General features: G+C 74.0%; 29 protein-coding genes. 10 read left to right on the forward strand and 19 right to left on the reverse strand.

All coding sequences use genetic code 11. The features are described 5' to 3' along the window. Window positions 1-4 precede the first annotated feature (4 nt). Window positions 5-175 carry a hypothetical protein gene (locus ACTMS0_RS25210; RefSeq protein ID WP_441157738.1) on the reverse strand — a complete coding sequence of 57 codons (171 nt, stop codon included), beginning with the start codon at window positions 173-175 and terminating at the stop codon, window positions 5-7. Window positions 176-333: 158 nt separating this feature from the next. Here ACTMS0_RS25210 and ACTMS0_RS25215 point away from each other — a divergent pair, with 158 nt between their 5' ends. After that, on the forward strand, window positions 334-1,236 hold the full coding sequence (locus ACTMS0_RS25215; RefSeq protein WP_441157739.1) for an alpha/beta hydrolase family protein: 903 nt from the start codon (window positions 334-336) through the stop codon (window positions 1,234-1,236). Window positions 1,237-1,362: 126 nt separating this feature from the next. Further along, window positions 1,363-2,334 (forward strand): alpha/beta hydrolase family protein, encoded by a 972-nt coding sequence (locus ACTMS0_RS25220; RefSeq protein ID WP_441157740.1) that lies wholly within the window; start codon window positions 1,363-1,365, stop codon window positions 2,332-2,334. Between the two features lie 4 nt (window positions 2,335-2,338). Here the strand turns inward: ACTMS0_RS25220 and ACTMS0_RS25225 are convergent, their stop codons facing one another. From ACTMS0_RS25225 to ACTMS0_RS25235, 3 genes are all read right to left on the reverse strand, one after another. Then, window positions 2,339-3,301, reverse strand: a complete 963-nt coding sequence (locus tag ACTMS0_RS25225) for a zinc-binding dehydrogenase (RefSeq protein WP_441157741.1) — start codon at window positions 3,299-3,301, stop codon at window positions 2,339-2,341. Window positions 3,302-3,378: 77 nt separating this feature from the next. Beyond that, complete coding sequence (locus ACTMS0_RS25230) at window positions 3,379-4,554, reverse strand: NAD(P)-dependent malic enzyme (RefSeq protein ID WP_441157742.1); 1,176 nt, start codon at window positions 4,552-4,554, stop codon at window positions 3,379-3,381. Between the two features lie 143 nt (window positions 4,555-4,697). After that, on the reverse strand, window positions 4,698-5,048 hold the full coding sequence (locus ACTMS0_RS25235) for a S24/S26 family peptidase (protein ID WP_441157743.1): 351 nt from the start codon (window positions 5,046-5,048) through the stop codon (window positions 4,698-4,700). 84 nt (window positions 5,049-5,132) lie between these two features. Here ACTMS0_RS25235 and sodN point away from each other — a divergent pair, with 84 nt between their 5' ends. Both sodN and ACTMS0_RS25245 read left to right on the forward strand, forming a co-directional pair. Continuing rightward, window positions 5,133-5,537, forward strand: a complete 405-nt coding sequence (gene sodN / locus ACTMS0_RS25240; protein ID WP_441157744.1) for a superoxide dismutase, Ni — start codon at window positions 5,133-5,135, stop codon at window positions 5,535-5,537. Window positions 5,538-5,739: 202 nt separating this feature from the next. Next, on the forward strand, window positions 5,740-6,147 hold the full coding sequence (locus ACTMS0_RS25245) for an ATP-binding protein (protein ID WP_441157745.1): 408 nt from the start codon (window positions 5,740-5,742) through the stop codon (window positions 6,145-6,147). Window positions 6,148-6,159: 12 nt separating this feature from the next. On the opposite strand, the gene ACTMS0_RS25250 is transcribed toward ACTMS0_RS25245, so the two are convergent. Continuing rightward, on the reverse strand, window positions 6,160-6,549 hold the full coding sequence (locus ACTMS0_RS25250) for a hypothetical protein (protein WP_441157746.1): 390 nt from the start codon (window positions 6,547-6,549) through the stop codon (window positions 6,160-6,162). A gap of 43 nt (window positions 6,550-6,592) precedes the next feature. On the opposite strand from ACTMS0_RS25250, the gene ACTMS0_RS25255 reads away from it, so the two are divergent. Together ACTMS0_RS25255 and ACTMS0_RS25260 are read left to right on the forward strand one after the other, a co-directional pair. Then, window positions 6,593-7,543 carry a diacylglycerol/lipid kinase family protein gene (locus ACTMS0_RS25255; protein ID WP_441157747.1) on the forward strand — a complete coding sequence of 317 codons (951 nt, stop codon included), beginning with the start codon at window positions 6,593-6,595 and terminating at the stop codon, window positions 7,541-7,543. Window positions 7,544-7,985: 442 nt separating this feature from the next. Then, window positions 7,986-8,243: a WhiB family transcriptional regulator gene (locus ACTMS0_RS25260; protein WP_007072794.1), complete on the forward strand. Its 258-nt coding sequence runs from the start codon at window positions 7,986-7,988 to the stop codon at window positions 8,241-8,243. A gap of 124 nt (window positions 8,244-8,367) precedes the next feature. Here the strand turns inward: ACTMS0_RS25260 and ACTMS0_RS25265 are convergent, their stop codons facing one another. From ACTMS0_RS25265 to ACTMS0_RS25280, 4 genes are read right to left on the reverse strand one after another with little or no spacing between them, the layout of a single operon-like run. Next, the gene (locus tag ACTMS0_RS25265; protein WP_441157823.1) at window positions 8,368-9,129 is read right to left on the reverse strand and encodes a sirohydrochlorin chelatase; all 762 of its coding nucleotides are present in this window, start codon (window positions 9,127-9,129) and stop codon (window positions 8,368-8,370) included. 50 nt (window positions 9,130-9,179) lie between these two features. After that, complete coding sequence (locus ACTMS0_RS25270) at window positions 9,180-9,941, reverse strand: phosphoadenylyl-sulfate reductase (RefSeq protein ID WP_441157748.1); 762 nt, start codon at window positions 9,939-9,941, stop codon at window positions 9,180-9,182. Further along, window positions 9,938-10,096: a hypothetical protein gene (locus tag ACTMS0_RS25275; RefSeq protein ID WP_441157749.1), complete on the reverse strand. Its 159-nt coding sequence runs from the start codon at window positions 10,094-10,096 to the stop codon at window positions 9,938-9,940. Before ACTMS0_RS25275 ends, ACTMS0_RS25270 begins: the two co-directional genes overlap by 4 nt. Beyond that, the gene (locus tag ACTMS0_RS25280; RefSeq protein ID WP_441157750.1) at window positions 10,093-11,805 is read right to left on the reverse strand and encodes a nitrite/sulfite reductase; all 1,713 of its coding nucleotides are present in this window, start codon (window positions 11,803-11,805) and stop codon (window positions 10,093-10,095) included. The genes ACTMS0_RS25275 and ACTMS0_RS25280 overlap by 4 nt, the downstream gene beginning before the upstream one ends. A 448-nt stretch (window positions 11,806-12,253) precedes the next feature. Between ACTMS0_RS25280 and ACTMS0_RS25285 the strand changes: the two genes are divergently transcribed. After that, the gene (locus tag ACTMS0_RS25285; RefSeq protein ID WP_441157824.1) at window positions 12,254-13,756 is read left to right on the forward strand and encodes a glycosyltransferase family 39 protein; all 1,503 of its coding nucleotides are present in this window, start codon (window positions 12,254-12,256) and stop codon (window positions 13,754-13,756) included. 51 nt (window positions 13,757-13,807) lie between these two features. Here ACTMS0_RS25285 and ACTMS0_RS25290 read toward each other — a convergent pair whose 3' ends face one another. Together ACTMS0_RS25290 and ACTMS0_RS25295 are read right to left on the reverse strand one after the other, a co-directional pair. Continuing rightward, window positions 13,808-15,436 (reverse strand): histidine kinase N-terminal domain-containing protein, encoded by a 1,629-nt coding sequence (locus ACTMS0_RS25290; protein ID WP_441157751.1) that lies wholly within the window; start codon window positions 15,434-15,436, stop codon window positions 13,808-13,810. Between the two features lie 25 nt (window positions 15,437-15,461). Next, a complete protein-coding gene (locus ACTMS0_RS25295; protein WP_441157825.1) occupies window positions 15,462-16,493 on the reverse strand; it encodes an SIS domain-containing protein in 1,032 nt (343 codons plus the stop codon). A 187-nt stretch (window positions 16,494-16,680) separates the two neighbouring features. Here ACTMS0_RS25295 and ACTMS0_RS25300 point away from each other — a divergent pair, with 187 nt between their 5' ends. After that, window positions 16,681-18,510 (forward strand): tetratricopeptide repeat protein, encoded by a 1,830-nt coding sequence (locus tag ACTMS0_RS25300; protein WP_441157752.1) that lies wholly within the window; start codon window positions 16,681-16,683, stop codon window positions 18,508-18,510. Between the two features lie 49 nt (window positions 18,511-18,559). On the opposite strand, the gene ACTMS0_RS25305 is transcribed toward ACTMS0_RS25300, so the two are convergent. Then, complete coding sequence (locus tag ACTMS0_RS25305; RefSeq protein ID WP_441157753.1) at window positions 18,560-20,140, reverse strand: MDR family MFS transporter; 1,581 nt, start codon at window positions 20,138-20,140, stop codon at window positions 18,560-18,562. A gap of 106 nt (window positions 20,141-20,246) precedes the next feature. Between ACTMS0_RS25305 and ACTMS0_RS25310 the strand changes: the two genes are divergently transcribed. Beyond that, entirely contained in the window at window positions 20,247-20,834 is a 588-nt protein-coding gene (locus ACTMS0_RS25310) for a TetR/AcrR family transcriptional regulator (RefSeq protein WP_441157754.1), read from the forward strand. Window positions 20,835-20,861: 27 nt separating this feature from the next. On the opposite strand, the gene ACTMS0_RS25315 is transcribed toward ACTMS0_RS25310, so the two are convergent. Together ACTMS0_RS25315 and ACTMS0_RS25320 are read right to left on the reverse strand one after the other, a co-directional pair. Then, a complete protein-coding gene (locus ACTMS0_RS25315) occupies window positions 20,862-21,365 on the reverse strand; it encodes a GNAT family N-acetyltransferase (RefSeq protein ID WP_441157755.1) in 504 nt (167 codons plus the stop codon). Then, complete coding sequence (locus ACTMS0_RS25320; RefSeq protein ID WP_088973021.1) at window positions 21,362-21,577, reverse strand: biotin/lipoyl-binding carrier protein; 216 nt, start codon at window positions 21,575-21,577, stop codon at window positions 21,362-21,364. Before ACTMS0_RS25320 ends, ACTMS0_RS25315 begins: the two co-directional genes overlap by 4 nt. 273 nt (window positions 21,578-21,850) lie before the next feature. Here ACTMS0_RS25320 and ACTMS0_RS25325 point away from each other — a divergent pair, with 273 nt between their 5' ends. Continuing rightward, on the forward strand, window positions 21,851-21,925 hold the full coding sequence (locus ACTMS0_RS25325) for a 50S ribosomal protein bL37 (protein WP_441157826.1): 75 nt from the start codon (window positions 21,851-21,853) through the stop codon (window positions 21,923-21,925). A gap of 86 nt (window positions 21,926-22,011) precedes the next feature. Here ACTMS0_RS25325 and rsrA read toward each other — a convergent pair whose 3' ends face one another. The 5 genes from rsrA to ACTMS0_RS25350 all read right to left on the reverse strand — a co-directional run bounded on the left by rsrA (window position 22,012) and on the right by ACTMS0_RS25350 (window position 25,490). Continuing rightward, a complete protein-coding gene (gene rsrA / locus ACTMS0_RS25330) occupies window positions 22,012-22,299 on the reverse strand; it encodes a mycothiol system anti-sigma-R factor (RefSeq protein WP_441157756.1) in 288 nt (95 codons plus the stop codon). Window position 22,300: 1 nt separating this feature from the next. Further along, entirely contained in the window at window positions 22,301-23,119 is an 819-nt protein-coding gene (locus ACTMS0_RS25335; RefSeq protein WP_441157757.1) for a sigma-70 family RNA polymerase sigma factor, read from the reverse strand. 370 nt (window positions 23,120-23,489) lie between these two features. Next, window positions 23,490-24,104 carry an alpha/beta hydrolase family protein gene (locus ACTMS0_RS25340; RefSeq protein ID WP_441157758.1) on the reverse strand — a complete coding sequence of 205 codons (615 nt, stop codon included), beginning with the start codon at window positions 24,102-24,104 and terminating at the stop codon, window positions 23,490-23,492. 78 nt (window positions 24,105-24,182) lie between these two features. Then, window positions 24,183-24,578, reverse strand: a complete 396-nt coding sequence (locus ACTMS0_RS25345) for a WhiB family transcriptional regulator (RefSeq protein ID WP_441157759.1) — start codon at window positions 24,576-24,578, stop codon at window positions 24,183-24,185. Between the two features lie 192 nt (window positions 24,579-24,770). Then, window positions 24,771-25,490 carry an SOS response-associated peptidase gene (locus tag ACTMS0_RS25350; protein ID WP_441157760.1) on the reverse strand — a complete coding sequence of 240 codons (720 nt, stop codon included), beginning with the start codon at window positions 25,488-25,490 and terminating at the stop codon, window positions 24,771-24,773. Between the last annotated feature and the right edge of the window lie 69 nt (window positions 25,491-25,559).

Consider the following 25,559-nt stretch of genomic DNA (forward strand, 5'->3'; position numbering starts at 1 on the left):
CGGCTCAGCCGAGGGCCAGCCAGGCGGCCAGGACGATCAGCACCACGGCGGCCACCGCGGCACCGACGAGCAGCGGCGCCCGCCCGCCGACGGCCGGCGCCTCCGGCTCAGGCGTGTTCGCGAAGGTGCGGAACGCCGCGGTGTTGCCGGCCGGGTCGGAATAGTTGTCAGGCATGCGGCCGACCATAGCGAAGGCCTTCGACGTACACGCTCCGAGGCCCGCGTGGATCCCACACGTCGAGCCGGGCGGTGGAGGTGTTCCGGCCGGGTGGTGTGCCGACCTGGACCGGTTGGCGGGACCGACCGGGGCACCTGCACACCTACCGTGGATCCGTGGGGGTGAAACGGCTGGCCGCCGCCCTGCTGGCGGCGCTGGTCCTGGCCGGTTGCGCGCCGGCCACCGCCGCCACCGGGGGGCCGTCGCCGGCACGCCCGGCGCCCGAGGGCCCGTACGCCGTCGGCGTGCGTACGTTCACCGTCGACCCGGGCTCGGCGCGGCCCCTGCCGGTGACCCTCTGGTACCCGGCCGAGGGCGTCGGCGTGGCCGACGGGCGGTTCTCCGTCGTCGTCTACAGCCACGGGCTGCACAGCCTGCCGGGGCTGCACGCCGAGCTGACCACCCGCTGGGCGGCCGCCGGCTTCGTGGTGGCCGCCCCGACGTACCCGCACACCCGGCGCGGCGCGCCCCGGTTCAGCCGCGCGGACGTCCGGCACCAGCCGGCCGACGCGTGGCGGGTGATCCGGCACCTCGTCCGCCTGGACACCCGGCGCGGTGACCCCCTCGCCGGGCACCTGGACGTGGCGCGGTTCGCCGCCGCCGGCCACTCCGCCGGCGGCTTCACCACGGCCGGCATGTTCGCCTCGGGGCACTCCGCGCGGTTGCGGGCCGGCATCGTGATCGCCGGTGGCGGGATGGCCGGCGGTCTCGCCGATCCCGTCGCGCCGCTGCTCTTCGTGCACGGCACGGCCGACCGGATCGTCCCGCTGGCGGTCGGCCGTGCCGCCTACGACCGTGCCTCCGGCCCGGCGGCGTTCCTGAGCCTGCTCGGGCAGGGCCACGGCGAGTACCTCGGGCCGGGCCGGCGGGGCTTCGACCAGGTGCTGGACACCACGACCGAGTTCCTCCGCTGGACCCTCTACGGCGACCCGGCCGCCCGCCGCCGGCTGACCGGGGCCGCCCTCTCCCCCGGCGTGACGACGTTCGAGCACCGCCTGAGCACACCGCGGTTCGGATGACGCTCGGGCGACTCCGACCGGCGTGTCGACCGGACGAGCATCATCTGATCACCCGCCGCGCGTGGCACCGGCACAGCCCGTCGATCTCCAGCGGATGGGTTTGGCGGGCGAGGCACAATCGGAGCCATGTCGCGTCGCCTGACCCCTGCCCTGCTCGCCGGTGCCCTCGTCGCGGCCGGTGTGGCGGGCTGCTCGACCGAGCGCACCGCCGCCCCGGCGAAGCCCCCCACGACCAGCGCCCCGGCCGCAGCGCCGACCACCGGCGCACCGGCGCTGGCCGGCAGCGCGCCCGAGCGCAGCTTCGCGGTGGGCGTACGCCAGCTCGACCTGACCCGCGACGGGAGCCGGAAGCTGCCGGTGACCGTCTGGTACCCGGCGGCCGGGGAGGCCGGCGGCGCCCCACGGCGGTCGCCGGACGCGGCCGACGGGAAGTTCCCGGTGGTCATGTTCAGCCACGGCCTGGGCGGGCGGCCCGCGGACTACACGCTGCTGCTGACCCGCTGGGCGGCGGCCGGGTTCGTGGTGGCCGCCCCGACGTTCCCGCACACCGCGCGGGGCGGCGACGGCAACGTGCTCGACGTCCTCAACCAGCCCGCCGACGTGTCGTACGTCCTCGACGCCGTCCTCCGCCTGGACGCCACGGCAGGCGACCCGCTGCGCGGCCGGCTCGCCACCGAGCGGGTGGCGGCGGCCGGGCACTCGGCGGGCGGGGTGACCACGATCGGGCTGTTCACCACGGGCCGGGACGAACGACTCGACGCCGGGGTGGTCTTCGCGGGCACCGCCCTTGGCGTGGGCACCGCTTTCGCCGGTGCCGCCGCCCCGCAACTGTTCGTGCACGGCGAGGCCGACGAGGTGGTCGAGTACGCCGCCGGCAAGGCGGTGTACGACAAGGTGCCCTGGCCGAAGGCGCTGCTCAGCCTCCCCAAGGGCGACCACGGCCGCGCCCTGCTCAGCGACGGCGCCTCGCTGCGGGTGGTCTCCGACACGACGGTGGAGTTCCTGCGCTGGACGCTCTACGGCGACGCGGCCGCCAAGGGCCGCATCCCCGACAACGCCGCCCGCGGCGACATCGCCACCCTCGACAACCGCCTGTAACGCCTCAGGCGGTGTGGTCGACGACCACCTTGCCGAAGACGTCGCCGGAGTGCAGGCGGGCGAACGCCTCCTCGACCTTCGAGAACGGCACGACGCTGTCCACGACCGGACGCACACCGTGCTCGGCGCAGAAGGCCAGCAGGGCGGTGAGCTCGTCCGAGGTGCCCATCGAGGTGCCGAGGATCTCCAGCTGCATGGCGAACACGCGCCGCAGGTTCACCTTCGGCTCGTACCCGGCGGTGGCGCCGGAGACGACGATCCGGGCCATCGGCGCGGCGAACTTCAGCGAGTGGTCGAAGGTGGCCGCGCCGACCGTCTCGATCACCACGTCGACCCGCTCCGGCAGCCGGGCGCCCGGCTCGACGGCGGTCGCACCGAGCGCCGCGATGCGCTCCCGCTTGGCGGCGTCGCGGCTGGTCGCGTACACCCGCTTGCCCATCGCCGCGGCGAGCGCGACGGCCGCCGTGGCCACGCCCCCGCCGGCGCCCTGCACCAGCACGGCGTCGGCCTCGTCCACCCGGCCCTTGGTGGTGAGCATCCGCCACGCGGTCAGCCAGGCCGTCGGCAGGCAGGCCGCGTCCGTCGCCGCCAGCCCGGCCGGCAGCGGCAGCAGGTTCGACCGGGGTACGGCGACCCGCTCCGCCAGGGTGCCCGGGAAGTGCTCGGAGAGGATCGAGATGCCGCGCGGGTCGCCCGGGGTGGGGATCACCGGGTAGACGACGACCTCGGTGCCGTCCGGGTCCACCCCGGCGGCGTCGCAGCCGAGGATCATCGGCAGCTGCTCCGCACGCAGCCCGACGCCGCGCAGGGACCACAGGTCGTGGTGGTTGAGCGAGCTGGCGGTGACCCGAATGGTCACCCAGTCGTCGTCCGGGTGCGCCGGCTCGGGCCGGTCGCCGACGGTGAGCGCGGCGAGTGGGTTGGCGTCGTCGAAGCGGGAGGCGAAGGCGGCACGCATGATCGGCACGTTAACAAGCTGAGCGGGCGACATGAAGGGCCCCTTCCTGTGCGAAACGCGATAGGAAGGGGCCCTTGCCTCTCTCGCTAGCGCGTCACACCGTCGCGGCGGGCGGCCTCGGCCACCGCCTCGGCGACCGCGGGCGCGACCCGCGGGTCGAGCGGGGACGGAACGATCGCCTCCGCCGTCAACGACTCGGCGACCACCCCGGCGATCGCGTCGGCGGCGGCGACCTTCATGCCGTCGGTGATCCGGGTCGCCCGCGCGTCCAGCGCCCCCCGGAACACGCCGGGGAAGGCGAGCACGTTGTTGATCTGGTTGGGGTAGTCGCTGCGGCCCGTGGCGACCACCGCGACGTGCCGGGCGGCCACCTCCGGGTGGACCTCGGGCGTGGGGTTGGCCAGGGCGAAGACGATGCCGCCGGGCGCCATGCCGGCCACCGCCGCCTCCGGGATCTGACCGCCGGAGACGCCGATCAGCACGTCGGCGCCGCGCAGGGCCTCGGTGATGTCGCCCTGCCGGCCGTCGGCGTTGGTCAGCTCCGCCAACTCGGCCTTCGTGCCGGTGAGCCCGTCGCGGTGCCGCCCGATGATGCCCCGGGAGTCGCAGACCACCACCTGCTCCGGGTTGACCCCGCCGGCGACGAGCATCTTCGTCACGGCCACGCCGGCGGCGCCGGCGCCGCTGACCGCCACCCGCAGGTCACCGAGCTTGCGGTTGAGCAGCGTGGCCGCGTTGCGCAGCGCGGCGAGCACGACGATGGCGGTGCCGTGCTGGTCGTCGTGGAAGACCGGGATGTCCAGCGCCTCGTCCAGGCGCCGCTCGATCTCGAAGCAGCGCGGGGCGCTGATGTCCTCCAGGTTGATTCCGCCGAAGGACGGCGCGAGGGCGCGCACCACCGCCACGATCTCGTCCACGTCCTGCGTGTCCAGGCAGACCGGTACCGCGTCCACCCCGCCGAACTGCTTGAACAGCACGGCCTTCCCCTCCATCACCGGCAGCGCGGCGCGCGGGCCGATGTTGCCCAGACCGAGTACGGCCGAGCCGTCGGTGACGACGGCGACGGTGTGGCCGATCCAGGTGTAGTCGTCGGCGAGTCGCGCGTCGGCGGCGATCGCCTCGCACACCCGGGCCACGCCCGGCGTGTACGCGAGGGAGAGGTCCTCCCGGCTGGTCAGCGGGACGGTCGAGGCGACGGCCATCTTGCCGCCCCGGTGCAGCCGGAAGACGGGATCAGCGGGGTCCACGGTGGACGATGACATTGGTGACTCCAGGATCTGTCGATGCAGATTGACCGACCGGTCGGGGCGCGAGGTGAGGCGCCGAGCGGCGGTGCGAGGTGCGGGGGGTCACCCGGACACCTGCCGAGCATAGTGTCGAGTGCGTCCATGGGATGTGAGTAGGGTCATACTCGACGTCGGCTGAAGAGACGGGGCCGCGGCCAGTAACGCGCCACCACCCGTCCCCGCACGTCCGCCACCCCGTACGCCCGGGAGTCGTCGGTGACCAGAGGGTTGTCGCCGGCCAGCCACCAGCCGCCCCCCTCGGGACGGACCGCGCGCTTGACGACCAGCAGGTCGGGGCGGCTGCGGAAGACCGCGACCACCACGTCTCCCGGGCTGACCCGGCCGCCTCCGCGCCGCACCAGCACCGCGTCGCCGTGCCGCAGCGTCGGCACCATCGACGGACCGGTCACGAGTACCGCCGACAGCGGCCACCGCAGACGGGAGTCGCCGGCCCGGCTTTCGGCGGACATCGGTTTCACCTCCACCGACCTCGGTAACCCCGTCCAGGAGTAATGTCGGCTTGGATCATCGCAAACTTCCCATGGAGGATCCCGATGCGACTTCCACGCATCCTTACGCCCCGCGTGACCGCCAGCGCCCACTGCGACCTGCCGTGCGGCGTCTACGACCCGGCGCAGGCCCGGATCGAGGCCGAGTCGATCAAGGCGATCTGCGAGCGGTACCAGGCCAACACCGACTTCGAGTACCGCACCCGCGCCATCATCATCAAGGAGCAGCGGGCCGAGCTGGTCAAGCACCACCTCTGGGTGCTCTGGACCGACTACTTCAAGCCGGAGCACTTCGAGAAGTACCCGCAGCTGCACGAGCTGTTCAACAAGGCCACCAAGGTGGCCGGCGCGGCCGGTGCCAAGGGCGCGACCGACCCGGCCAAGGCCGACGAGCTGCTCCAGATGATCGACGAGATCTCCAAGATCTTCTGGGAGACCAAGAAGGCGTGACGCCCGGCGCTCCGGCGCCGACGCTCCGGCCGGCACGTCCCCGGGACGTGCCGGCCGTCCGCTTTCCGCGCCACCACCAGGCGCGGTGAACCCCGTACCCGCCGACCGGCGACGCGCCCGGAGGCCCGCCGCGGGCCCGCTGCTCGCCCCCACCGCGCGCGGTGGACCGAGCGGGTAGAGTCCCCGACCGGGGGGATGACGCGTGACTCCAACGACCGGCCAGCCGACGACCGACGACGACGTGGTGCACCTGACGGTGCCCGCCGACGGCGGCTATCTGGGGGTGCTCCGCACCGCCACCGCCGGGCTCGCGGCGCGGTTGCAGTTCGCCCTCGACGAGATCGAGGACCTGCGCATCGCGGTCGACGAGGCCTGCGCGATGCTGCTCGCGATCGCCACCCGGGACGCCGAGCTGGACTGCCGGTTCTCCGTCACCGACGACGCGCTCACCGTCGAGGTCACCGTGCCGACCGTCCGTGGGGCGAAGCTGCCGGCCGAGTCGTCCTTCGCCTGGAAGGTGCTGACCGCGCTGACCACCTCGGCCTCCGCCACCGCCGCCGGCGGTCGGGCCACGATCTCGCTGCTGACCCGCCGCGCCTCCACCTGGTGACGAGTCCGCCGGTCACTCGAAGCCGAGGGCCCGGGTGGTCGGGGTGCTCACCAGCAGGGCGGCCACGCCGAGGCCCAGCGCCATCAGAGGCACACCGAGCCAGCCCAGCCCGCCCTGGAGCATGAACCAGCCGATCGGCAGCAGCATGAGCTGAAGCACGATCGCCGGCGCCCGCGCACCCGCCCGCCGCCGGGCCAGCGCCCCGCCCAACGCCCAGAGCGCGGCCGCCGCGCCGGCCGCGAACGCCGTCACCAGCAGCGCCGACGCCAGGTCGACGGTGGGCGCCGTGAGATCGGCCCACAACAGCCAGACGGCGACCAGCCCGACCGCGACCGCCTCGCCGCGCAGCAGCAGGACGGCCCAGCGGAGCGGGCCGGGGGTCGGGTCGGAGGCGACGGTCACGGGCGTCACGATACCTGTGGGGCGGCGCGGTACAGTGCCGCCCATGCGGGCCGTCCTGGTGGTCAACCCGAAGGCCACCACCACCAGTGAACGCAGCCGGGACGTGCTGGTCCGGGCGCTGCGCAGCGAAGTCGACCTCTCCGTGCGGTACACGCGACGCCGGGGTCACGCCATGGCCCTGGCCCGCGAGGCGGCCGAGGAGGGCGTGGACCTGGTGGTCACCCTGGGCGGCGACGGCACCGTCAACGAGGTGGTCAACGGCCTGATGGCGGCCCAGCCGCCGACCGTACCGACCGGGGCTTCCCCGGCCGACCGGCTGCCCGCGCTGGCCACCGTGCCGGGCGGCTCCACGAACGTCTTCGCCCGCGCCCTCGGCCTGCCCAGGGAGTGGCCGGAGGGGACCAGCATGATCCTCGAAGGGCTGCGCCTGGGCCGGCACCGCACGATCGGCCTCGGCCGGGCGGACGACCGCTACTTCACCTTCTGCGCGGGCTTCGGGGTCGACGCGGCCGTCATCCACCGGGTCGAGCAGGCCCGCCGGCGGGGGCGTGTCTCCACCCCCGCGCTCTACTTCCGGTCGACCGTCGCCCAGTACTTCCTCGCCTCGGACCGCCGCCATCCCGCCATCTGTCTGGAGCGGCCGGGCGAGGTCGCCGAGGAGCAGCTGGCGACCGTCATCATCCAGAACACGGCACCGTGGACGTACCTGGGCGACCGCGAGGTGAACCCGAATCCGGAGGCGTCGTTCGACCTGGGCCTGGACGTGTTCGCACTGCGTCAGCTCAGGGTCGCCAGCACGACACGCACGGTGAGCCAGTTCTTCTCACGGCAGGCCGACCCGCACGGCAAGCAGGTGCTCCGGCTGCACGACGTGGCCGAGTTCACGCTGGTGGCGCGCCGCCCCCAGGCGTTCCAACTCGACGGCGAGTATCTGGGCGAGCGGGAGAAAGTCAGATTCACCTCCGTACCCGCGGCGCTGAGAGTAATCTGCTAGGTCTCGGGTACTCCCCTAGGTTGACGCGCACCTGTCGCACCCGGGCGATGGGCGCCACACCGAGGGTGCAGGCCGGAAATGTCAGCAATGTCACGCGGACCGTACTATATTGATCCTCGACTGTGGTACTCGGGGTAACTGGATCACCGGCAAATCTGGACAAATGGGTTGTGGGCTTGCTCACCGCGCGGAGTTTTTCTGAGCGTCACCCTTGACATCGCGAGTGTTCGTGAAAGTATTCACAAGCGAACTTGAGTTACCGGGACATTGCCTGGATATGCTCGGCAGGTTGAGCTGTTCCAGCAGGTCCACGGGGCCAACAGCCTGCTCACGCACTGCCGAATAGTCGTACGCGAACCGTCACGGCCGGCACTGCGGACGCATATAGGAAAAGCACCACTGCACTATCTGCCACCCATCCAGAATGAGGAGTGTTGCCGCCATGGACTGGCGTCACCATGCTGTCTGCCGCGACGAGGACCCGGAGCTGTTCTTCCCGATCGGGACGTCCGGTCCGGCTCTCCTGCAGGTCGAGCAGGCCAAGGCCGTCTGCCGGCGCTGCTCCGTGACCGACCAGTGCCTGCAGTGGGCGCTCGAGTCGGGTCAGGACGCCGGCGTCTGGGGCGGGATGAGCGAGGAGGAGCGCCGCGCTGTCAAGCGTCGCGGTGGCCTCCGGGTGCTGCGCGCTCACTCCGCCTGATCACGAACGAAGCACACGCCCCGGTCGGCTCCGCCGCCGGGGCGTTCTGCTGTCCGGCGACGCCGGCCCACGCGGCCGGCGTCGCCGTTGCCGTTGCGCAGGGGCCCTTCCGCCACCGGAGACGTCAAGAAGGGACCCGTCCCTGCACCGCGGCCACCCGGCGCAGGACCAGGTCGACCAGTTCCGGAGCGTCCGTCAGGGGGGCGGCCACCGCCACGGCACCGGCGTCCCGGGCCGACGCGGTCACCGCGTCGTGGAACAGCCCGGGCGCGAGGAAGTACGCCGCGACCGCCACGCGCCGCGCGCCACGGGCCCGGAGGCGCGCCACGGCGGCACCGGCGGCCGGCGGGGCGGCGGAGGCGTAGGAGACCCGGGTGGGGGCGCCCAGCGCCGTGCCGAGGGCCGCCGCGACCCGCCCCACGGAGGCGCGGGCGGCGGGGTCCCGGGTGCCCGCCGCCGCGAGCACCAGCGCGTCGTACCCGCCCGGCTCGGCCTCGGCGAGGCGCCGCCGCAGCCCGGCCAGCAGGGCGTGGTCGACGTCCGCGGCGGCCGGGCCGAGCACGTCGGTCACCCGTACCGCCAGGCCCGGCACCGACTCGCGGGCCGCGGCCACCGCCGCCGGGATGTCCACCCGCCGGTGGTACGCGGCCGTGAGCAGCAGCGGCACCAGGACCGCGCGGGGGTGCCCGGCCGCACCCAGCTCGCGCAGCACCTCGGTCGGCCCCGGGCGGGTGTGGTCGAGCCAGCTCGGCAGCACCCGCAGGCCGGGCCGGGCGGCCGACACCGCCCGGGCCAGCGCGCAGGTGGCCGCCGCGGCCCGCGGGTCCCGGCTGCCGTGAGCCACCAGGACCACCGGGTCCGGGCACTCCCCGACACCCGGGGCCACCGGGCCGGCGCCGACAACCGGGGCGACGCCGCCGGGGACGGTCGCGCCGGTCAGACGTGCAGGCCGCACTCGGTCTTCTCGAACATCGCCCAGCGGCCGGCGCGCGCGTCCTCCCCCGACTTGGTGCGGCGGGTGCAGGGCCAGCAGCCGATCGAGCCGTAGCCGCGGCTGAACAGCTCGTTGACCGGCACGTTCCAGCGCGAGATGTACGCGTCGACGTCGGTCTGCGACCACGCGGCGATCGGGTTGACCTTCACCTTGCCCCGGCGGGCGTCGAAGGTCACCACCGGCGTGTTCGCCCGGGTCGGCGACTCGTCCCGGCGCAGCCCGGCCGCCCACGCGTCGTAGCCCGCGAGCGCCCGCTCGAGCGGCTCCACCTTCCGCAGCTGGCAGCAGTCGTCCGGGGACCGGTTGAACAGCCGGGGGCCGTACTCGCCGTCCTGCTGGCCGACGGTCAGCCGGGGCCGGATCGACCGGACGGTGACCGGCAGGGTGCGGGCCACCTCGTCGCGGACCTTGAGCGTCTCCGGGAAGTGCAGCCCGGTGTCGAGGAAGACCACGTCCACCCCCGGCGCGACCCGGGACACCAGGTGGGCCAGCACGGCGTCGGCCATCGAGCTGGTGACGCAGAACCGGTCGCCGAAGGTCTCGGCGGCCCAGCGCGCGATCTCCAGGGCGGGCGCGCCCTCCAGCTCCCGGCCGGCCTCCTCGGCCAGCGCGCGCAGCTCGTCGGGCCCCCGCCGGGCGGGGTCGGCGGGCGTCGGGCCACCGACGCCGACCAGGCCGAGGCCGGCGGCGGAGACGAGACTCATCGGGTCACCGCCTTCGCGAGCAGGCCGGTGAACTTCACGGTGAAGACGCGGGCGCAGGCGTGGCACTCCCAGGCGCCGTGCCCGGCCTCGCTCGGCCGCAGGTCCTCCTCGCCGCAGTACGGGCAGTAGAGCGGCGCAGATCGGGCATCGCTCATCGCAATTCCTCCTCGTCGACCCTGATCACCCAGTTGGCGAACGTCTCGCCCTCGTTCCGGCCGGCCAGGTAGCGGCGGGCCAGCCGTTCCACGTACTCCGGAAGCTCCTCCGCGGTGGTCTTCAGGCCGCGCAGCTTGCGGCCGAAGCCGGCGGTCTGCCCCTGCGCCATGCCGAGACCGCCGCCGAGGTGCACCTGGAAGCCCTCCACCTGGCGGCCGTCCGGGCCGACCACCAGCTGGCCCTTGAGGCCGATGTCGGCGACCTGGGTGCGGGCGCAGGCGTTCGGGCAGCCGTTGAGGTGGATGGAGATGTCCGCGTCGAAGTCGCGCAGCCGCTGCTCCAGCCGGGCCACCAGCTCCTCGCCACGCGCCTTGGTCTCGACGATGGCGAGCTTGCAGTACTCGATCCCGGTGCAGGCCATGGTGCCGCGCCGCCAGGCCGAGGGCCGGGCCTCCAGGCCGATCCCGCGCAGCGCCTCGACCAGGGACTCCGTGCGCTCCGGCGCCACGTCCAGCACCAGCAGCTTCTGGTACGGCGTGAGCCGCACCCGGTCGCTGCCGTGCGCCTCCACCACGTCGGCGAGCTGGGCGAGCTGGTTGCCGGAGACGCGGCCGACCACGGGGGCGGCCCCGACGTAGTGGCGCCCGTCGCGCTGCGGGTGCACGCCGATGTGGTCGATCGGCTTCGTCGGCAGGTCCGCCGCCGGCCCGTCCAGCAGGGCCCGGCCCAGGTACTCCTTCTCCAGCACCTCGCGGAACTTCTCCACCCCCCAGTCGGCGACCAGGAACTTCAGCCGTGCCCGGTTGCGCAGCCGCCGGTAGCCGTAGTCGCGGAAGATGCCGACCACGCCCGCCCACACGTCCGGCACCTCGTGCAGCGGCACCCACACGCCCAGCCGCTTGGCGAGCATCGGGTTGGTGGAGAGGCCACCGCCGACCCAGAGGTCGAAGCCGGGGCCGTGCTCGGGGTGCTCGACGCCGAGGAAGGCGATGTCGTTCGCCTCGTACGGCGTGTCGACCAGCCAGGAGATCGAGGACTTGAACTTGCGGGGCAGGTTGGAGAACTGCTTGTCGCCGACGTACCGGCGGACGATCTCGTCGATCGCGGGCGTCGGGTCGACCACCTCGTCCCGGGCCACCCCGGCGACCGGGCTGCCCAGCACGATGCGGGGGCAGTCACCGCACGCCTCGGTGGTCTGGAGGCCCACCGACTCCAGCCGGCGCCAGATCTCCGGCATGTCCTCGACGCGGATCCAGTGGTACTGGATGTTCTGCCGGTCGGTGATGTCGGCGGTGTCGCGGGCGAACTCGCGGGAGATGTCCGCGATCACCCGGAGCTGCGCCAGGCTGAGCTGGCCGCTGTCGACCCGTACCCGGAGCATGAAGAACTCGTCCTCGAGCTCGTGCGGCTCCAGGACGGCCGTGCGCCCGCCGTCGATGCCGGCCTTGCGCTGGGTGTAGAGGCCCCACCAGCGGAACCGGCCGCGCAGGTCCTGCGGGTCGATCGAGGCGAAGCCACGGTGGGCGTAGATGTTCTCGATCCGGGCCCGGACGTTCAGCGGGTCGTCGTCCTTCTTGATCCGCTCGTTGGCGTTGAGCGGCTCACGGTGGCCGAGCGCCCACTGCCCTTCCCCACGCGGACGGCGGGGGGCCCGGGCGGGACGGGCCGTCGGGTCCTCGGGCCGGGCCGGGATGCTGCTGACCGCCATCGCGGCGTCCTCCGTTGTCGGTGTGGCTCGTGGGTGCGCGGGCGCGGCGGCCTGCCCGGGTTACGGGCTGGAGACAACGGTGTCGGAACAGCCGGCGCGCAGCGCCCGAGACAGATGGGTCGGGCGTCGTCAGTGGGCCGGACAGATCGCGCTGCGCACGCGGCCGTAATCGACGTGGCGACGGGCCACGAAGCGGCGGACGACAGCGGCGGTCATGACGTCATGCTGCCACAGCGCCACAGGGCCGGCCAATGTGTGCGTGCGGGATCCCACATCACGGGCCGAAGAACGCACGAACGCGGAAGACGACGATCGGGATGTTTCCAGGAAGTAGTGGCCTTCCCGCACGGCGAGGCCCCTACGCCCGGGATCGAGCAGGATCTTGCGGCGTGCACCGCTCCGGCCCCGGGCGCCGGTCCGCTGTGCGAGGCTCGGCGGCGTGGGCGGAATGTCCGTGATGCGGCGACTGCCGGTGTGGGTGCCGCCGGCACTGCTCACGCTCGCCGTCACGCTCACCGGGCTCGACGGGGCACAACTGTGGCGGGACGAGCTGGCCACCTGGAGCGCAGCCACCCGCTCGGTCGACGACCTGCTCCGGCTCACCGGCACCATCGACGCCGCGACCGGGCCGTACTACCTCTTCATGCACGCGTGGGTGGCCGTCGCGGGTGACTCGGTGACGGCGCTGCGCCTGCCGGCGGCGCTCGCGATGACCGGCGCGGCCGCCCTGACCGCGGTCCTCGGCGCGCGGCTGTACGGCCGGCGGGTCGGGCTGCTCGCCGGCCTGCTCCTCGCCGTGCTCCCCGGCACCTCCCGGTACGGGCAGGAGGCCCGCCCGTACGCGCTCGCCACGCTCCTGGCGGTCCTGGCGACGGTGCTGCTCCTCCCCGCCCTCGACGCTCCGCCCGGCACCCGGCCGGCGCGCCGCCTCGCCCGCTGGGCCGGGTACGCCGCCGCCGTGGCCGCGCTCGGCCTGACCCACCTGATCGCCCTCACGCTGCTCGCGGCGCACGGGGTCGTGGTGCTCGCCGCCGCCCGCCGCGCCCCCGACGCCGGGGCGGCGACGGACGCACCCGGTCGGGCCGGACCGGCGCCCGGCCGGACGGGAGCCTGGCGGACGGTCGGCGCCTGGCTGGTTGCCCTGGTGCCGGCGGCGGTGCTGGTGGGCCCGCTGGTGCTCGCCGCCCGGGGGCAGCGCGCCCGCCAGCTCGACTGGGTCGACGCCGCCCGGCCGGAGGACCTGGCCGGGCTGGCCGGTGGCGTGGCGCAGAGCGGGGTGGTCGGAGGCCTGTTGGCCGGGCTCGCCGCGCTCGGCGCGGCCCGGCTGGGACGGCGCGCGCTGCTGCCCGGGTCAGCCGTGCTCCTGCCGGTGCTGCTGGTCTTCGCCGCCGGCGTGCTCGTACCCCTGTGGGTTCCCCGCTACCTGGTCTTCGTGGTGCCGTTCGGGTGCCTGCTGGCGGGCGCGGCGCTGGCCACCGTGCCGTTGCCGCCCGCGCTGGCGGTGGTGGCGCTGGCCGGGGCGCTGGGCCTGCCCGACCAGGCGGCGCTGCGCCGCACCCACGAGTGGCCCCGCTCCGCGCCGGTCGACTACGCGGGCGCCGCCCGGATCGTCGCCGGCGACCAGCGACCGGGGGACGCGATCGTCTACTCGCCCCGGGAGAGCTGGCTCTTCCTCGACCTCGGCCTGGCGTACCACCTCGGCGACCGCGGCCCACGGGACGTGCTGGTCACGGCGGACCAGGCGCGCCGGGGCGACCTGTGGGCCGCCGAGTGCCCGCGGCCGGCCGAGTGCCTGGCCGGCGTCGACCGCGTCTGGCTGGTGGTGGCCGGCCGGCGCGCCGACCCCCTCGCCGCCGTGCCGGGCGCCAAGGGGGACGCCCTGCGCGCCGGCTGGACCGTCGCGCGGGTCGAGCAGCGTCCCGGCCTGACCGTCGCCCTCCTCACCCGCTGACGACCGGCCGGCGCGTCGCGGGCCGTCCGGCGCCGGAGCCGAAGGCGGCGGTCAGGCGCCACGCGAGAGCGGGACGACGAGCATCGCCTCGGTGCCGCCGCTGGCGCTGTTCCGCAGCTCGATCGTGCCGCGCAGCTCGCCGGTGACCAGCGCCCGGACGATCTGGAGGCCCAGGTTGCCGCCGCGCTCGGCGTCGAAGTCCGGGGGCAGGCCGCGCCCGTTGTCCGCCACCGAGACGTGCAGCATCTTGCGGAACCGGTGCACCGAGACGACCACCTCGGGAGCCGGCATCTCCGTCGTGGCCGACGCCGACGGCACGACCGCCGGCGCCGGCTCGCCCGGTCCGGCCGCCCCGGCCGGGGCCGTCCCACCGCCGCCGGCCGCATCCGTGCCGTCGAGCCCGGCCGGAGCAGCCGCCTCGTCCGCCGGGAAGCCGTGCTCGACGGCGTTGAGCAGGAGTTCGTTGAGGACCATCACGAGCGAGGTGGCGATCTCGGCGGGAAGCACGCCGAAGCTGCCCTGCCGGCGCATGCGGACCGTCGACTCGGTGGCGGCCACCTCGGTCGCCGCGCTGGCCACCCGGTCGACGATGCCGTCGAACTCGACCGCCTCGTCGCTGGAGAGGGAGAGCGTCTCGTGCACCAGCGCGATGGAGGCGACGCGGCGTACCGACTCCTCCAGCGCGACCCGGGCCTCCGGCATGGCCACCCGGCGGGCCTGGAGCCGCAGCAGCGCGGCGACGGTCTGGAGGTTGTTCTTCACCCGGTGGTGGATCTCCCGGATGGTGGCGTCCTTCGTCATCAGCGCACGGTCGCGGCGGCGGACCTCGGTGACGTCGCGGACCAGCACCAGCGCGCCGATCGGCACCCCGGCGGGCATGAGCGGCAGCGCCCGGGTCAGCATGGTCGCCCCCCGCGCGTCGATCTCGCGGCGCGGCGGCGCCTCGCCGCGCAGGGCCGCGAGGACGCCGTTGGCCGCGTCGGTGCCCTCCAGCGGGTCGGCGGCGAGGCGCCGGTGCAGCGCGGCGAGATCCTCGCCCACCAGGTGGGAGGCGTAGCCCAGACGCCGGTACGCCGACTGCGCGTTCGGGCTCGCGTACGTGACCTTGCCGCTCGCGTCCAGCCGGACCAGCCCGTCGCCGACCCGGGGCGCCGACGTGGTCTCCCCCTGGTGCCGGGGCGGCGGGAAGGTCCCGTCGGCGATCATCTGCGCGAGGTCGTCGGCGGTGGTCAGGTAGTTCAGCTCCAGCTGGCTGGGCGTACGCGCGGTCGACAGGTTGGTGTCCCGCCCGACCACGGCGATCACCTCGCCGTGCTCCCCGTCGGTGGTCCGCAGCCGCACCGGGACCGCCTCGTGCCGGGCGGGCACGTCCCCGTACCAGACCGGATCGCCCTCCCGCCAGATCCGGCCCTGCCGGTAGGCGACCTCCAGGTGGGCCACCTCCGGCCCGCCGATGATCCGGCCCACCTGGTCGTCCTGGTACGCCGTCGGCGCGGTGGTCGGCCGGACCTGCGCCACGCAGAGGAACGTCCCGTCCCCGTCCACCGGCACCCACAGCAGCAGGTCGGCGAAGGAGAGGTCGGAGAGCAACTGCCAGTCGCCCGCGATCCGGTGCAGGTGGTCGATGTCGGCCGGGCGGAGCTGGGTGTGCTCCTCGGCGAGGTCGCGCAGCGTGGACACGCTGACCAGCGTGCCACGCCGGCACTCACATCGTCGCGGTGACCTTCTTGAGCCCCCGGGGCGCGTCCGGGTCCTCGCCGCGGGCGAGCGCGAGGGCCAGCGCGAGGCGTTGCAGCGGCAGGATGTCCAGCAGCGGGGCGTACCGCTCGTCGACCTCGGGGACGGCCATCCGGGTCGCGCCCGGGACGTCGGCGGAGCCGACCACCACCACGTCGGCGCGGCGCTCGCCGAGCCGCGGCAGCACCTCCCCCATCGACCGGCCGCCGGGGCCCGAGCCGACCACCGCGAGCACCGGCACGTCCGGGTCGGTCATGGCGAGCGGGCCGTGCAGCAGGTCCGCGCCGGAGAAGGCGAGCGCCGGCAGGTAGGACGTCTCCATCAGTTTCAGCGCCGCCTCCCGGGCGGTCGGGTATGCGTACCCCCGGCCGGTCGTGACGAGCTGCCCCGCGAAGCGGTAGCGGGGCGCGAGCTGGGTGGGGGTGTCGTCGGCGAGGGTGCGGGTGGCCAGCTCGGGCAGCGCGTCGAGGGCCGCCCGCTCGTCGGCGGGGAGCACCCCGTCGCCGGCCCGGATCCCCTCGACGAGCATCAGGAGGGCGAGCAGCTCGGCGGTGTAGGTCTTGGTGGCGGCCACCGCCCGTTCGTGCCCGGCGGCGATGTCCACGCTCAGCTCCGCGACGCCGGTCAGTGGCGAGTCGGGGGCGTTGGTGACCGCGATGGTGAGCGCCCCGGAGGCGCGGGCTGCCCGCAGCACCTCGGCGAGATCCGGGGAACCGCCGCTCTGGCTCACCCCCACCACGAGCGCGTCGGACAGGTCCGGCCGGGCGCCGTACACGGTGACGGCGCTGGGCGAGGCGAGCCCGGCGGGAAGGCCGAGCCGGATCTCGGTGAGGTACGCGCCGTACAGCGCGGCGTGGTCGGAGGTGCCGCGGGCCGTGAACACCACGTGCCGCGGCCGGCGGTCGGCGATGACGGCGGCGACCCGGGCGATCGCACCGGCGTGCTCGGCGGAGAGCAGTCGCGCGTACCCCGCCGGCTGCTCGTCGATGTCGGCGGCCATGCCGGCCCCTGGACGCGTCACGGAAACTCCTCCCGGTGCGCGGTTGCCGCGCGTTTCCTGCTCAGTCTTGCATCTTTGATCTGATCAAAGCAATGCAACGAGCAGCATTGCGCAGGCGATCACTAAGCCTTCTCAACATCACCTACGCTGACCCGACCTCGCACAGCACTGGAGCGAAGAGGACGACGTGTCCGAGCACGAGCGGGACCTGCCCGCGGCGGAGGAACTGGCCCTGGCCCGGTCGGCCCTGGCCGACGGCGACCTGGCGCACGCCGCCACGCACGTGGCCGGCGCGCTGGCGCAGGCACCGACCCTGCCCGAGGTGCACGAGGTCCTCGCCCGCCTCGCCGCCGCCGGCGGGGGCGGACTCGACCTGTTCCCCCTGCACCACAATGTGTTCGTCGGGACCGTGGTCGCCCGCGCCCACCTGCTCGCCGCCGCCGGCCGTCCCGCCGAGGGGCTGGACCTGCTCGTCGCGGCCACCGGCCACGCACCGGCGACGCCCTGGGCGGCGGTGCCCTGGGTGACCGCGCCCGACCTGGCCGAGCGTCTCGACCCGGACCGCACCGCCCGGATCCTCATGCAGGTCTGCGCGGCCACGCCCGATCCGGTGCCCCGGGCCGACCGGGCGGCCCTGGCCCCGTACCTCGTGCTGGCCCGCAACGCGGTCACCGTCCATCCGGAACACGCGCTGCTGCTCGGCGCGGCGTCCGCGCTGGCCCGGCGGGTCGGCGAGGTCGCGCTGGCGATCCGCTGGGCCACCCGGAGCGTACGCGCGGAGCCGTCGAAGATCGGCGAGGTGTGGCTCGGGTACGCGTACCGCAGCGCCGGCCGGATCCGGGAGGCGCTGTCCGCGCTCGAACGTGCCGTCACGCACGATCCGGACGACCTGGCCGTGTACGCCGACATCGCCGGCACCCTCGCCGACCACGGTCGGCTCGACGAGGCGCTCGACTGGATCGACCGGGCTCTGGCCCGGGACCCGTCCTTCGACTGCGCGGTGCACACGGCGCACCGGTTGCGGTTCCGGCGTGACGGCGACGTGGCGCACCTCGTCGCGCTGGCCGACTTCACCCGGGAACACCCGGACGACAGCCACGAGCACGCCGACCTCGCCGAGGCCTGCGCCGGCCGCCCGTGGCTCGGGCAGGTCACTCCCGCCGTCGGGCCGGCGGTCGACGCGCTGCGCGCCGTCCTCGCCGACGACCACCGCGGACTGGGCGTCGCCGTCGGGCTGGAGTCGCCGACCCCGCCGAGCGCCCTGCGTACGCTCACCGCGGCCGCGCCCGGCCTGCGCGTGGAATTGATCGGCGGACCCGGCCCGGATCCGCGCGAAGCCCGGCGGCCGACCGGCCGGCAGCTGTGGCGGTTCGACGGCGACTCGGTCACACCCGTCCTGCCGGCACCCTCGGCGGAGGCCGCCGCGCACCTCCGGCAGTTCGTGCATCCGGCCTGGCCGCACCCGCCGGCGGCGTACGACGCCGCCGTCGCACTGGCCACCCTCGACCTCGCGGACCTGCTCGGCCTGCTCGTCCACCCGCCGGCCGTCCCGCCGACCGCGCTGGGCCGGGTGCTGGACGGTCAGGACCCGACCCTGTGGACCCGCAGCGTGCAGGTCTGGGTCTGCCTGGGGCTGCTGCACCACCGCACCGACGAACCGTGGGCCGGGTCGACCCGGCGGCAGGTGCTGCTGGACCTGGTCTGGGGCGTCGAGGACTGGACCACCGAGGCGGCGCTGTTCGCCCTGGTCACCGCCGCCTGGGTCGACCCGGCGGTACGCCCCGACGTCGCGGCGGTGGTGGCGGAGCGGCTGGCCGACGCCGTGCAGGTGGCCCGGACGCGACCGGTGTCGATCGCCGCGTCGCTGGGTCACCTGGCCCTGGCCACCCCCGAGCTGGCCCCGGAGGCGCGGGTGCTGGCTCACGCGCTGGCCGGCGGCCCGCCACCGGGCCCGGCCGGTCACGGCCCGCTACGTCGCCTCTGGCGTCACCTGGCCACCCTCCTCCGCCGCCCCTGACGAGTCCCACCGCCCGCCTCGCCGGGCGCGGGCGCGGTGCGGGCCGCGGTCAGGGGGTCGGGGCCTTGGCGAGGGCGGTCTCCGCCTCGTCGGCCGGGGCCGGGGGCGGGGTGTTCGCGGTGCGCAGCGGGATCTCCTTGATGAACCAGGCGAGCACCGGCACCGCGACGGTGAAGAGCACCGCCCACAGGAAGACGTGCGAGATCGCGTCGGCGAGACCACCGAGGACCACCTCGCGGGCCTGCGCGGGCAGGTCCCGGAGCCGCTCCAGGTCCATCGCCGCGCCGGCCTCGCCGCCCCCACCGAAGGAGTCGCCGGCCGGGGAGTCGGCCAGCCGGTTGGCGAAGATGGCGCCGAACAGGGAGATGCCGAACGAGCCGCCGATCGAGCGGAAGAACGTGGCCGCACCGCTCGCCGCGCCCAGGTCGCGCTGCTCCACGCTGTTCTGGGCGATGAGCATCGAGGTCTGCATGAGGAAGCCCATGCCGGTACCGAGCACCACCATGTAGAGCGAGGACTCGGTCTTGCTGGTGTGCACGTCGAGGCGGGTCAGCAGCACCAAGCCGGCGGTCATCACCACGCCGCCGACGATCGGGAACGCCCGGTACCGGCCGGTCTTCGTGATCGCCCGGCCCACCAGCAGCGAGACCACCAGCATCCCGAACATCAGCGGGAGCAGGAGCAGGCCGGAGTTGGTGGCCGAGGCACCCTGCACGGTCTGCTGGTAGAGCGGCAGGAAGTTCATCGCGCCGAACATCGCGAAGCCGAGCAGGAAGCCGACCACCGAGATCAGCGCGAAGTTGCGGTTGGCGAAGAGCTTGAGCGGCAGGATCGGCTCGACCGCCCGCCGTTCGACGACACCGAAGGCGGCGAGTGCGACCAGCGCGAAACCGGCCAGGCCGAGGATCTGCGGGGACGCCCAGTCGTACTCGTTGCCGCCCCACGTGGTGATCAGGACGATCGCCGTGATGCCCGTCGAGAGCAGGGCGGCGCCCAGCCAGTCGATCCGGTGCTCGGTGCGGTGCCGGGGCAGGTGCAGGGTGGCGATCAGCAGCACCAGCGCGACGCCACCGAGCGGCAGGTTGACGTAGAACGCCCACCGCCACGAGAGGTGGTCGGTGATGAAGCCGCCGACGAGCGGGCCGGCCACCATGGCGATCGCCATGATGCCGGCGATCATGCCCTGGTAGCGCCCCCGCTCCCGGGGCGGGACCAGGTCGCCGATGATCGCCATCACGCCGACCATCAGGCCGCCGGCGCCGAGGCCCTGGACGGCACGGAACGCGATCAGCTCGGCCATCCCGTCGCCGGCCCCGCCGAACAGCGCGGAGCCGGCCATCCCGCAGAGCGCGGAGCCGACCAGGAAGATCACCACGGCGGTCAGGAAGACCGACTTACGGCCGTAGAGGTCGCCGAGCTTGCCCCAGATCGGGGTGGAGACGGTGGTGCCGAGGACGTACGCGGTCACCACCCAGGTGAAGTGGTCCAACCCTCCGAACTCGCCCACGATCCGCGGCAGGGCCGTGCTGACGATCATGTTGTCGAGCATCGCCAGCATCATGGCGATCATCAGGCCGAAGAGCACGAGCCGGACGTTCGGTCGTGCCGGTGCCTGGGCTGCCTGGGCCATGGGTAGGCTCCCCCCGAGATGTCTACAACTTACTTGCCGCCCGGCTAGTCAGCTTACTAGCCGCACGGTAAGTTGGACACCGGACAACGGTCAAGCGAATCGGGTGGTGAGGGTGAGGGAGAGCACAGGCGGCACGCGGGAGCGCATCAAGGCCGTCGCGCTCGAGCTCTTCACCGAGCACGGGTACGAGAAGACCTCGCTCCGGGAGATCGCCGAGCGGTTGAACGTGACGAAGGCGGCGCTCTACTACCACTTCAAGAGCAAGGACGAGATCGTCAGCAGCTTCGTCGAGGACCGCCTCGACCGGATGGACGAGCTCATCGCCTGGGCCGAGGAACAGCCGGCCACCCGGGCGACCCGGCGGACCGTCATCGGCCGCTACGCCGACAGCATGTTCGGCGGCGAGCAGCCGTCGGTGATGCGCTTCTTCGAGCAGAACCAGACCGTGCTGAAGAGCCTCGCCGCCGGCCAGCAGATGCGGGAACGGATGTTCCGGCTGGCCAACGTGCTCTGCCGGGGCGACGACTCTCCCGGCGCCCAACTGCGCGCCGCCCTGGCGCTGTTCGCCGTGCACAGCAGCTGGTTCGCGGTACGCACCCCGGGCATCAGCGACGCCGAGCGCCGGGCCATCGCCATGGAGGTCGCCGACGAACTGCTCGCGGCCATCGGCTCCCGGCCGGACGAGCCGGCCTGACCACCGCGCCGGGTTTGGCCGGGTTGCTCAGGCGGTGAGGTCCAGCCGCAGGGCGAGCAGGTCCACGCCCGCCAGCGGGGACCAGTCCTTCTCCGGTACGCGGACGAAGCCCCGCCGTTGGTAGAGCCGCTGCGCCGAGGCCGCGTAGCCGTCCCGGACGCAGATCACCACCGCGGAGCAGCCCTGCTCGGTGGCGCGCGCGACGCACGCGTCGACCAGCGCCGCCCCGACCCCCCGGCCCTGCGCGGCCGGGTCCACGGCGAGCATCCGGAACTCCGCCTCGCCGGGGCCGGCCTGCTCGGCGTACCGGGTGCCGGGCTGCACGAAGGTCACCGAACCGAGCACGGCGTCCGTGGCCGGGTCGACGGCGACCAGCACGTCGCCGTGCTCCGCCCGGCTGGCCACGTCGGCAAGCACCACGGCGTACCCGGTCTCGCCCTTGAGCTGCCCGTCGGCCTCGTAGGCGGCGACCGTCAGCCGTGCCACCGCGGCGAACTCGGCCGGCCCCGCCGGCCGCACGAGGACGCTCAATCGATCACCGCGATCAGGTCGCCGTCCTGCACCACGTCGCCCTCGTTGACCGCGAGCTGCTTCACGACGCCGTCGGACTCGGCGACGACCGGAATCTCCATCTTCATCGACTCCAGGATCACCAGCGTGTCCCCCTCGGACACGGTGTCGCCGGCCGACGCGACGACCTTCCAGACGTTCGCCACCATCTCGGCGCGGATCTCCTCGGCCATCTCACGGCCCTCCCTCTCGCGACTGCCTGCCGACGTATCCAATCATGTCGGCGGGCGGCGGTGGGTGGGAGCGGCTGGCCGGAGGCGTGATCCACTCCGACGTGCCGTCCGGCGCGCTCGCGGCGTGTCGACCGGCGCGGCGTACCCGGAGAGGGGCCCGGAGGGCGGGTGCCGGCGGTGCCGGCACTAGCATCAGCGGGTCGGAGCCGGCCGATGCGTGCCGAGGCGTCGAGGGCGCACGGCAGCGGGAGCGGTCATCACGAGGAGGTCATCATGGCGAAGAAGGCTCGCAGGAAGAAGGCTCGCAAGAAGAGCGCCGCCAACCATGGCAAGCGCCCCAACTCCTGAAACGCCGGGCCGGGCGGACCAGCCCGGTGTGGACACGACGGTGGCCCGGGTCGTCACGACCCGGGCCACCGGTGTCTGTCACGCCGTCAGTCGGCCAGTTCCCGTGACTCGCTGCTCTCGAAGACGACCAGCTCGGTCAGCTTGACCCGGAGCCGCTCGCGCAGCTGCTCGGGTGCCGTCTCGTTGCCGCAGCAGCGGGCGACCAGCGCCCTGACCTCCTGCTCGATGCCGTACTCGCGCAGGCACGGCCCGCACTCGTCGAGGTGGACCCGGATCAGCGTCCGGCGCTCCTCGGCGCACTCCAGGTCCAGGTAGAGGTAGACCTCCGCCAGCACCTCACGGCAGTCCGTCTCATGCGGCTGTCCACAGCTCACGTCACACCTCCCGGCCGGCCGCAGCGGTCGAGCCCCTCGACGACGACGCGGAGCTGAAACCCCGCTCCGCCGCGTACTGCTCGAGCAGCTTGCGCAGATTACGTCGGCCCCGGTGCAGGCGCGACATCACGGTGCCGATCGGCGTACCCATGATGTCGGCGACCTCCTTGTAGGAGAAGCCCTCGACGTCGGTGAGGTAGACCGCGAGGCGGAACTCCTCCGGCAGCTGCTGGAGGGCCTCCTTGACGTCGCTGTCCGGGAGCCGATCCAGCGCCTCCGTCTCGGCGGACCGCAGCCCGCTGGAGGTGTGCGACTCGGCCTCGGCGAGCTGCCAGTCGGTGATCTCGTCGGTCGGCGCCTGGATCGGCTGCCGCTGCCGGCGGCGGTAGGAGTTGATGTAGGTGTTGGTCAGGATCCGGTAGAGCCAGGCCTTCAGGTTCGTGCCCTGCTCGAACTGGTGGAAGGCCGCGTACGCCTTCAGGTACGTCTCCTGGACCAGGTCCTCGGCATCCGCCGGGTTGCGGGTCATCCGCAGGCCGGCAGCGTAGAGCTGATCGACGAAGGGCATCGCGTCCCGCTCGAAGCGGGCCCTGCGCTCGTCCGTCTTTTCGGTGGTCAACCGCACATCCCCTCGCGTCGGATGCTTCCCCGCCGAGGATACGCGCACGGAACTGCCCGCAGATTCACTTCCGGCGGGTGTGCCCGCGCTCACCCGGCCGGCCGGCGGCACGGCCGCGGGCCAGTCCGGACCGTCCAGCAGCTGACGCAGCTGCCGCGCGCCCCGCTCGTCCCGTTCCCGGGCCTGCGTCTCGGTCGGCACCGGTCACCCCTCTCGCCAGAAATGTCGTCCGGGGAGTGCAACGCGTGCCCACGGGCCCGACATTCCGACTGCCGGCCCTCTTCCTGGTCCCGGCTCGAACTCGGCGGAGACCGACGCTGGGACCAGGAAGGGCCTGGGAGGACCGGTACCGCCACCCGAACTGGGCAATACGGCACCATCCGGTGCAACGAGGGTGACCCACCCGGGTCACGCCGCGCCACGCAGGTCGGCCCGTCCGGCCCACGCGGCCACCTGACCCGAGGCCACGCTTTCCCCGAAAGTGCGCGGATCTTGACACCGTGAGGCCGCACTTTCCCTGAAGGTGCCCGGATCTTGCGGCGGCGGCGCGCGGGTGGCGCCACGGCGGGCCTCAGGTGGTGGCCCAGCCGCTGGCGCGGAGCCAGCCGAGCACGACAGCGGCGGTACCGGCCGGGTCCTTCCGCATGTCGTGGCGTTCCCCGGGGCGGGTCACCACCTGCACCGCCGGCCCTGCCTCGGGCACGCCGAAGGGGTCCCGGTCGCCGTTCACCACCAGGGTCGGCACACCGGTCACCAACTCGTCGGCCCGGGACCGCTCGGGGCGGCCCGGCGGGTGCAGCGGGAACGCCAGGGCGACCACACCGTCGGCGCCCACCGTCGGCGCGGTCCGGCAGGCCACCCGCGCACCGCTGGACCGGCCACCCACCACCAGCGGTACGCCCGGCCACCGCCCCCGGAGCACGGTCACGACCGCCGTCCACGCCTCGTCGAGCTGCCCCGCGGGCGCGGGCGCGCGCCGGCCGGCGACCCGGTAGGGCTGGGTCACCCGCACGACCACCAACCCGGCGGCCACCGCGGCGTCCCGGAGCGCGACCAGGTCCGGGGCGTCCACCCCGCCACCCGCGCCGTGCCCGAGCACGAGCAGGGCGGTGGGCGACCCGTCCGGCTGGTCGATGTCGACACCGGCCGGACCGCGCGCGGTGGTGATCTCCTCGTTCAGCGGCACCGGCCCATTCTGCGGCCGTTGCCCCGAGGACCCCGGCACGCCACCCGAACCGGCCCGACCGCGACCGGAGCAGCGGCGTCAGCGGGCCAGCGGCACCAGGGTGAGCAGACGGTCCCGGACCGGTGGACCCGCCTCGTCGGCGGCGTCCGGGTCGGGCTGCACCTCGCTGCGCCACGCGACCAGCATGGCCCGGCGCTCGCGGGGCGTGGTGCCGCCCCACACGCCGTGGCAGTCGCCCACCTCCAGCGCCCAGGCAAGGCAGGAGCCCTGCACGTCGCAGGTGCGGCAGAGAGCCACGGCCGAGTCGGCCGGCTCGTTCGGCGCCGGAAAGAACGTCTCCGGATCGACGCTCTGGCAGGTGCCTCTGGTCCGCCACGCCTCGTCCTGTCGGCGTTCGCGTAGGGCCCGCAGCAGGCGTGGATCTCGTCGTGCGGCGGCCACCTCGTGCGGACGGGGCATACGTGCCCGGGTCATCCACCCACCTCCCCCGTGGGACCGGCAAGATCGATGGACGTCGTCCGCCCCGTGCGAATCGACGCCCACTACCGGCGCTGTGTTGTATCGCACTTCCGGACGTCAATACAAGGGGTTACGGAGAACATGGGGCAACCAGCACGCCACGTATCACCCGTAACTCTGGCAAATCACACCCGCCGATGGGGGCCGTCAGAAGAGCCTCAGCTCCTCGGCCTCGGGCGTGCGGGCGGGCGGCACCGGCACGGCGACCCGCTCGACGAGATGCGGGCCGTCGTTGCGGACATCGCCGACGGCCGGCCCCACCGGCCGGATCTCGAGCCCGGCGAGCCACTCCGGCGTCGGCGAGACGAGCAGGCCCTCCGGCTGCCCGGTCGGCGCCAGCCAGGTGCCCCACCGCTCACGCGGCAGCAGCAGCGGCATCCGGTCGTGCACCTCGGCCAGCTCGCCGAGGGCGGCCGTGGTGAGCACGCTGCACGTCAGCAGCGGACCGCCGGGCCCGTCCCAGACCGACCAGATGCCCGCGAAGGCGAGCACCGAGCCGTCCTCGGGCGTCATGTAGTACGCCTGCTTCCCGCCCGGGTGGCGGACCCACTCGTACCAGCCGTCGGCCGGGACCAGGCAGCGGCGGCGGGCGAAGGCGCCCGCGTACGCCCGGCTGGTGGCCACCGTCTCGGCCCGGGCGTTGATCATGCGAGCGGCGCCGGCGGGTGACCGGGACCAGGCCGGCACCAGCCCCCAGCGGCCGAGCGACAGCGCGCGGTGACCCTCCGGGGTGATCCGGACCAGCGGCACCGGGTCGGTGGGAGCGACGTTGTGGTCCGGGCCGAGCCGGCCGTCCGTGTCGTCGTACGACTCGAACAGCGCGCTCAGGTCCCCCGACGACCTGGTTGTCGCATACCTGCCGCACATGCCGCACACGCTAACGCGCCGAGCGCCGCTCGGCTGTCCCGCTGACCGGGAGTACGTCCGGGCAGCCGG

Source organism: Micromonospora sp. H33, assembly GCF_052068455.1.
Lineage (GTDB): Bacteria > Actinomycetota > Actinomycetes > Mycobacteriales > Micromonosporaceae > Micromonospora.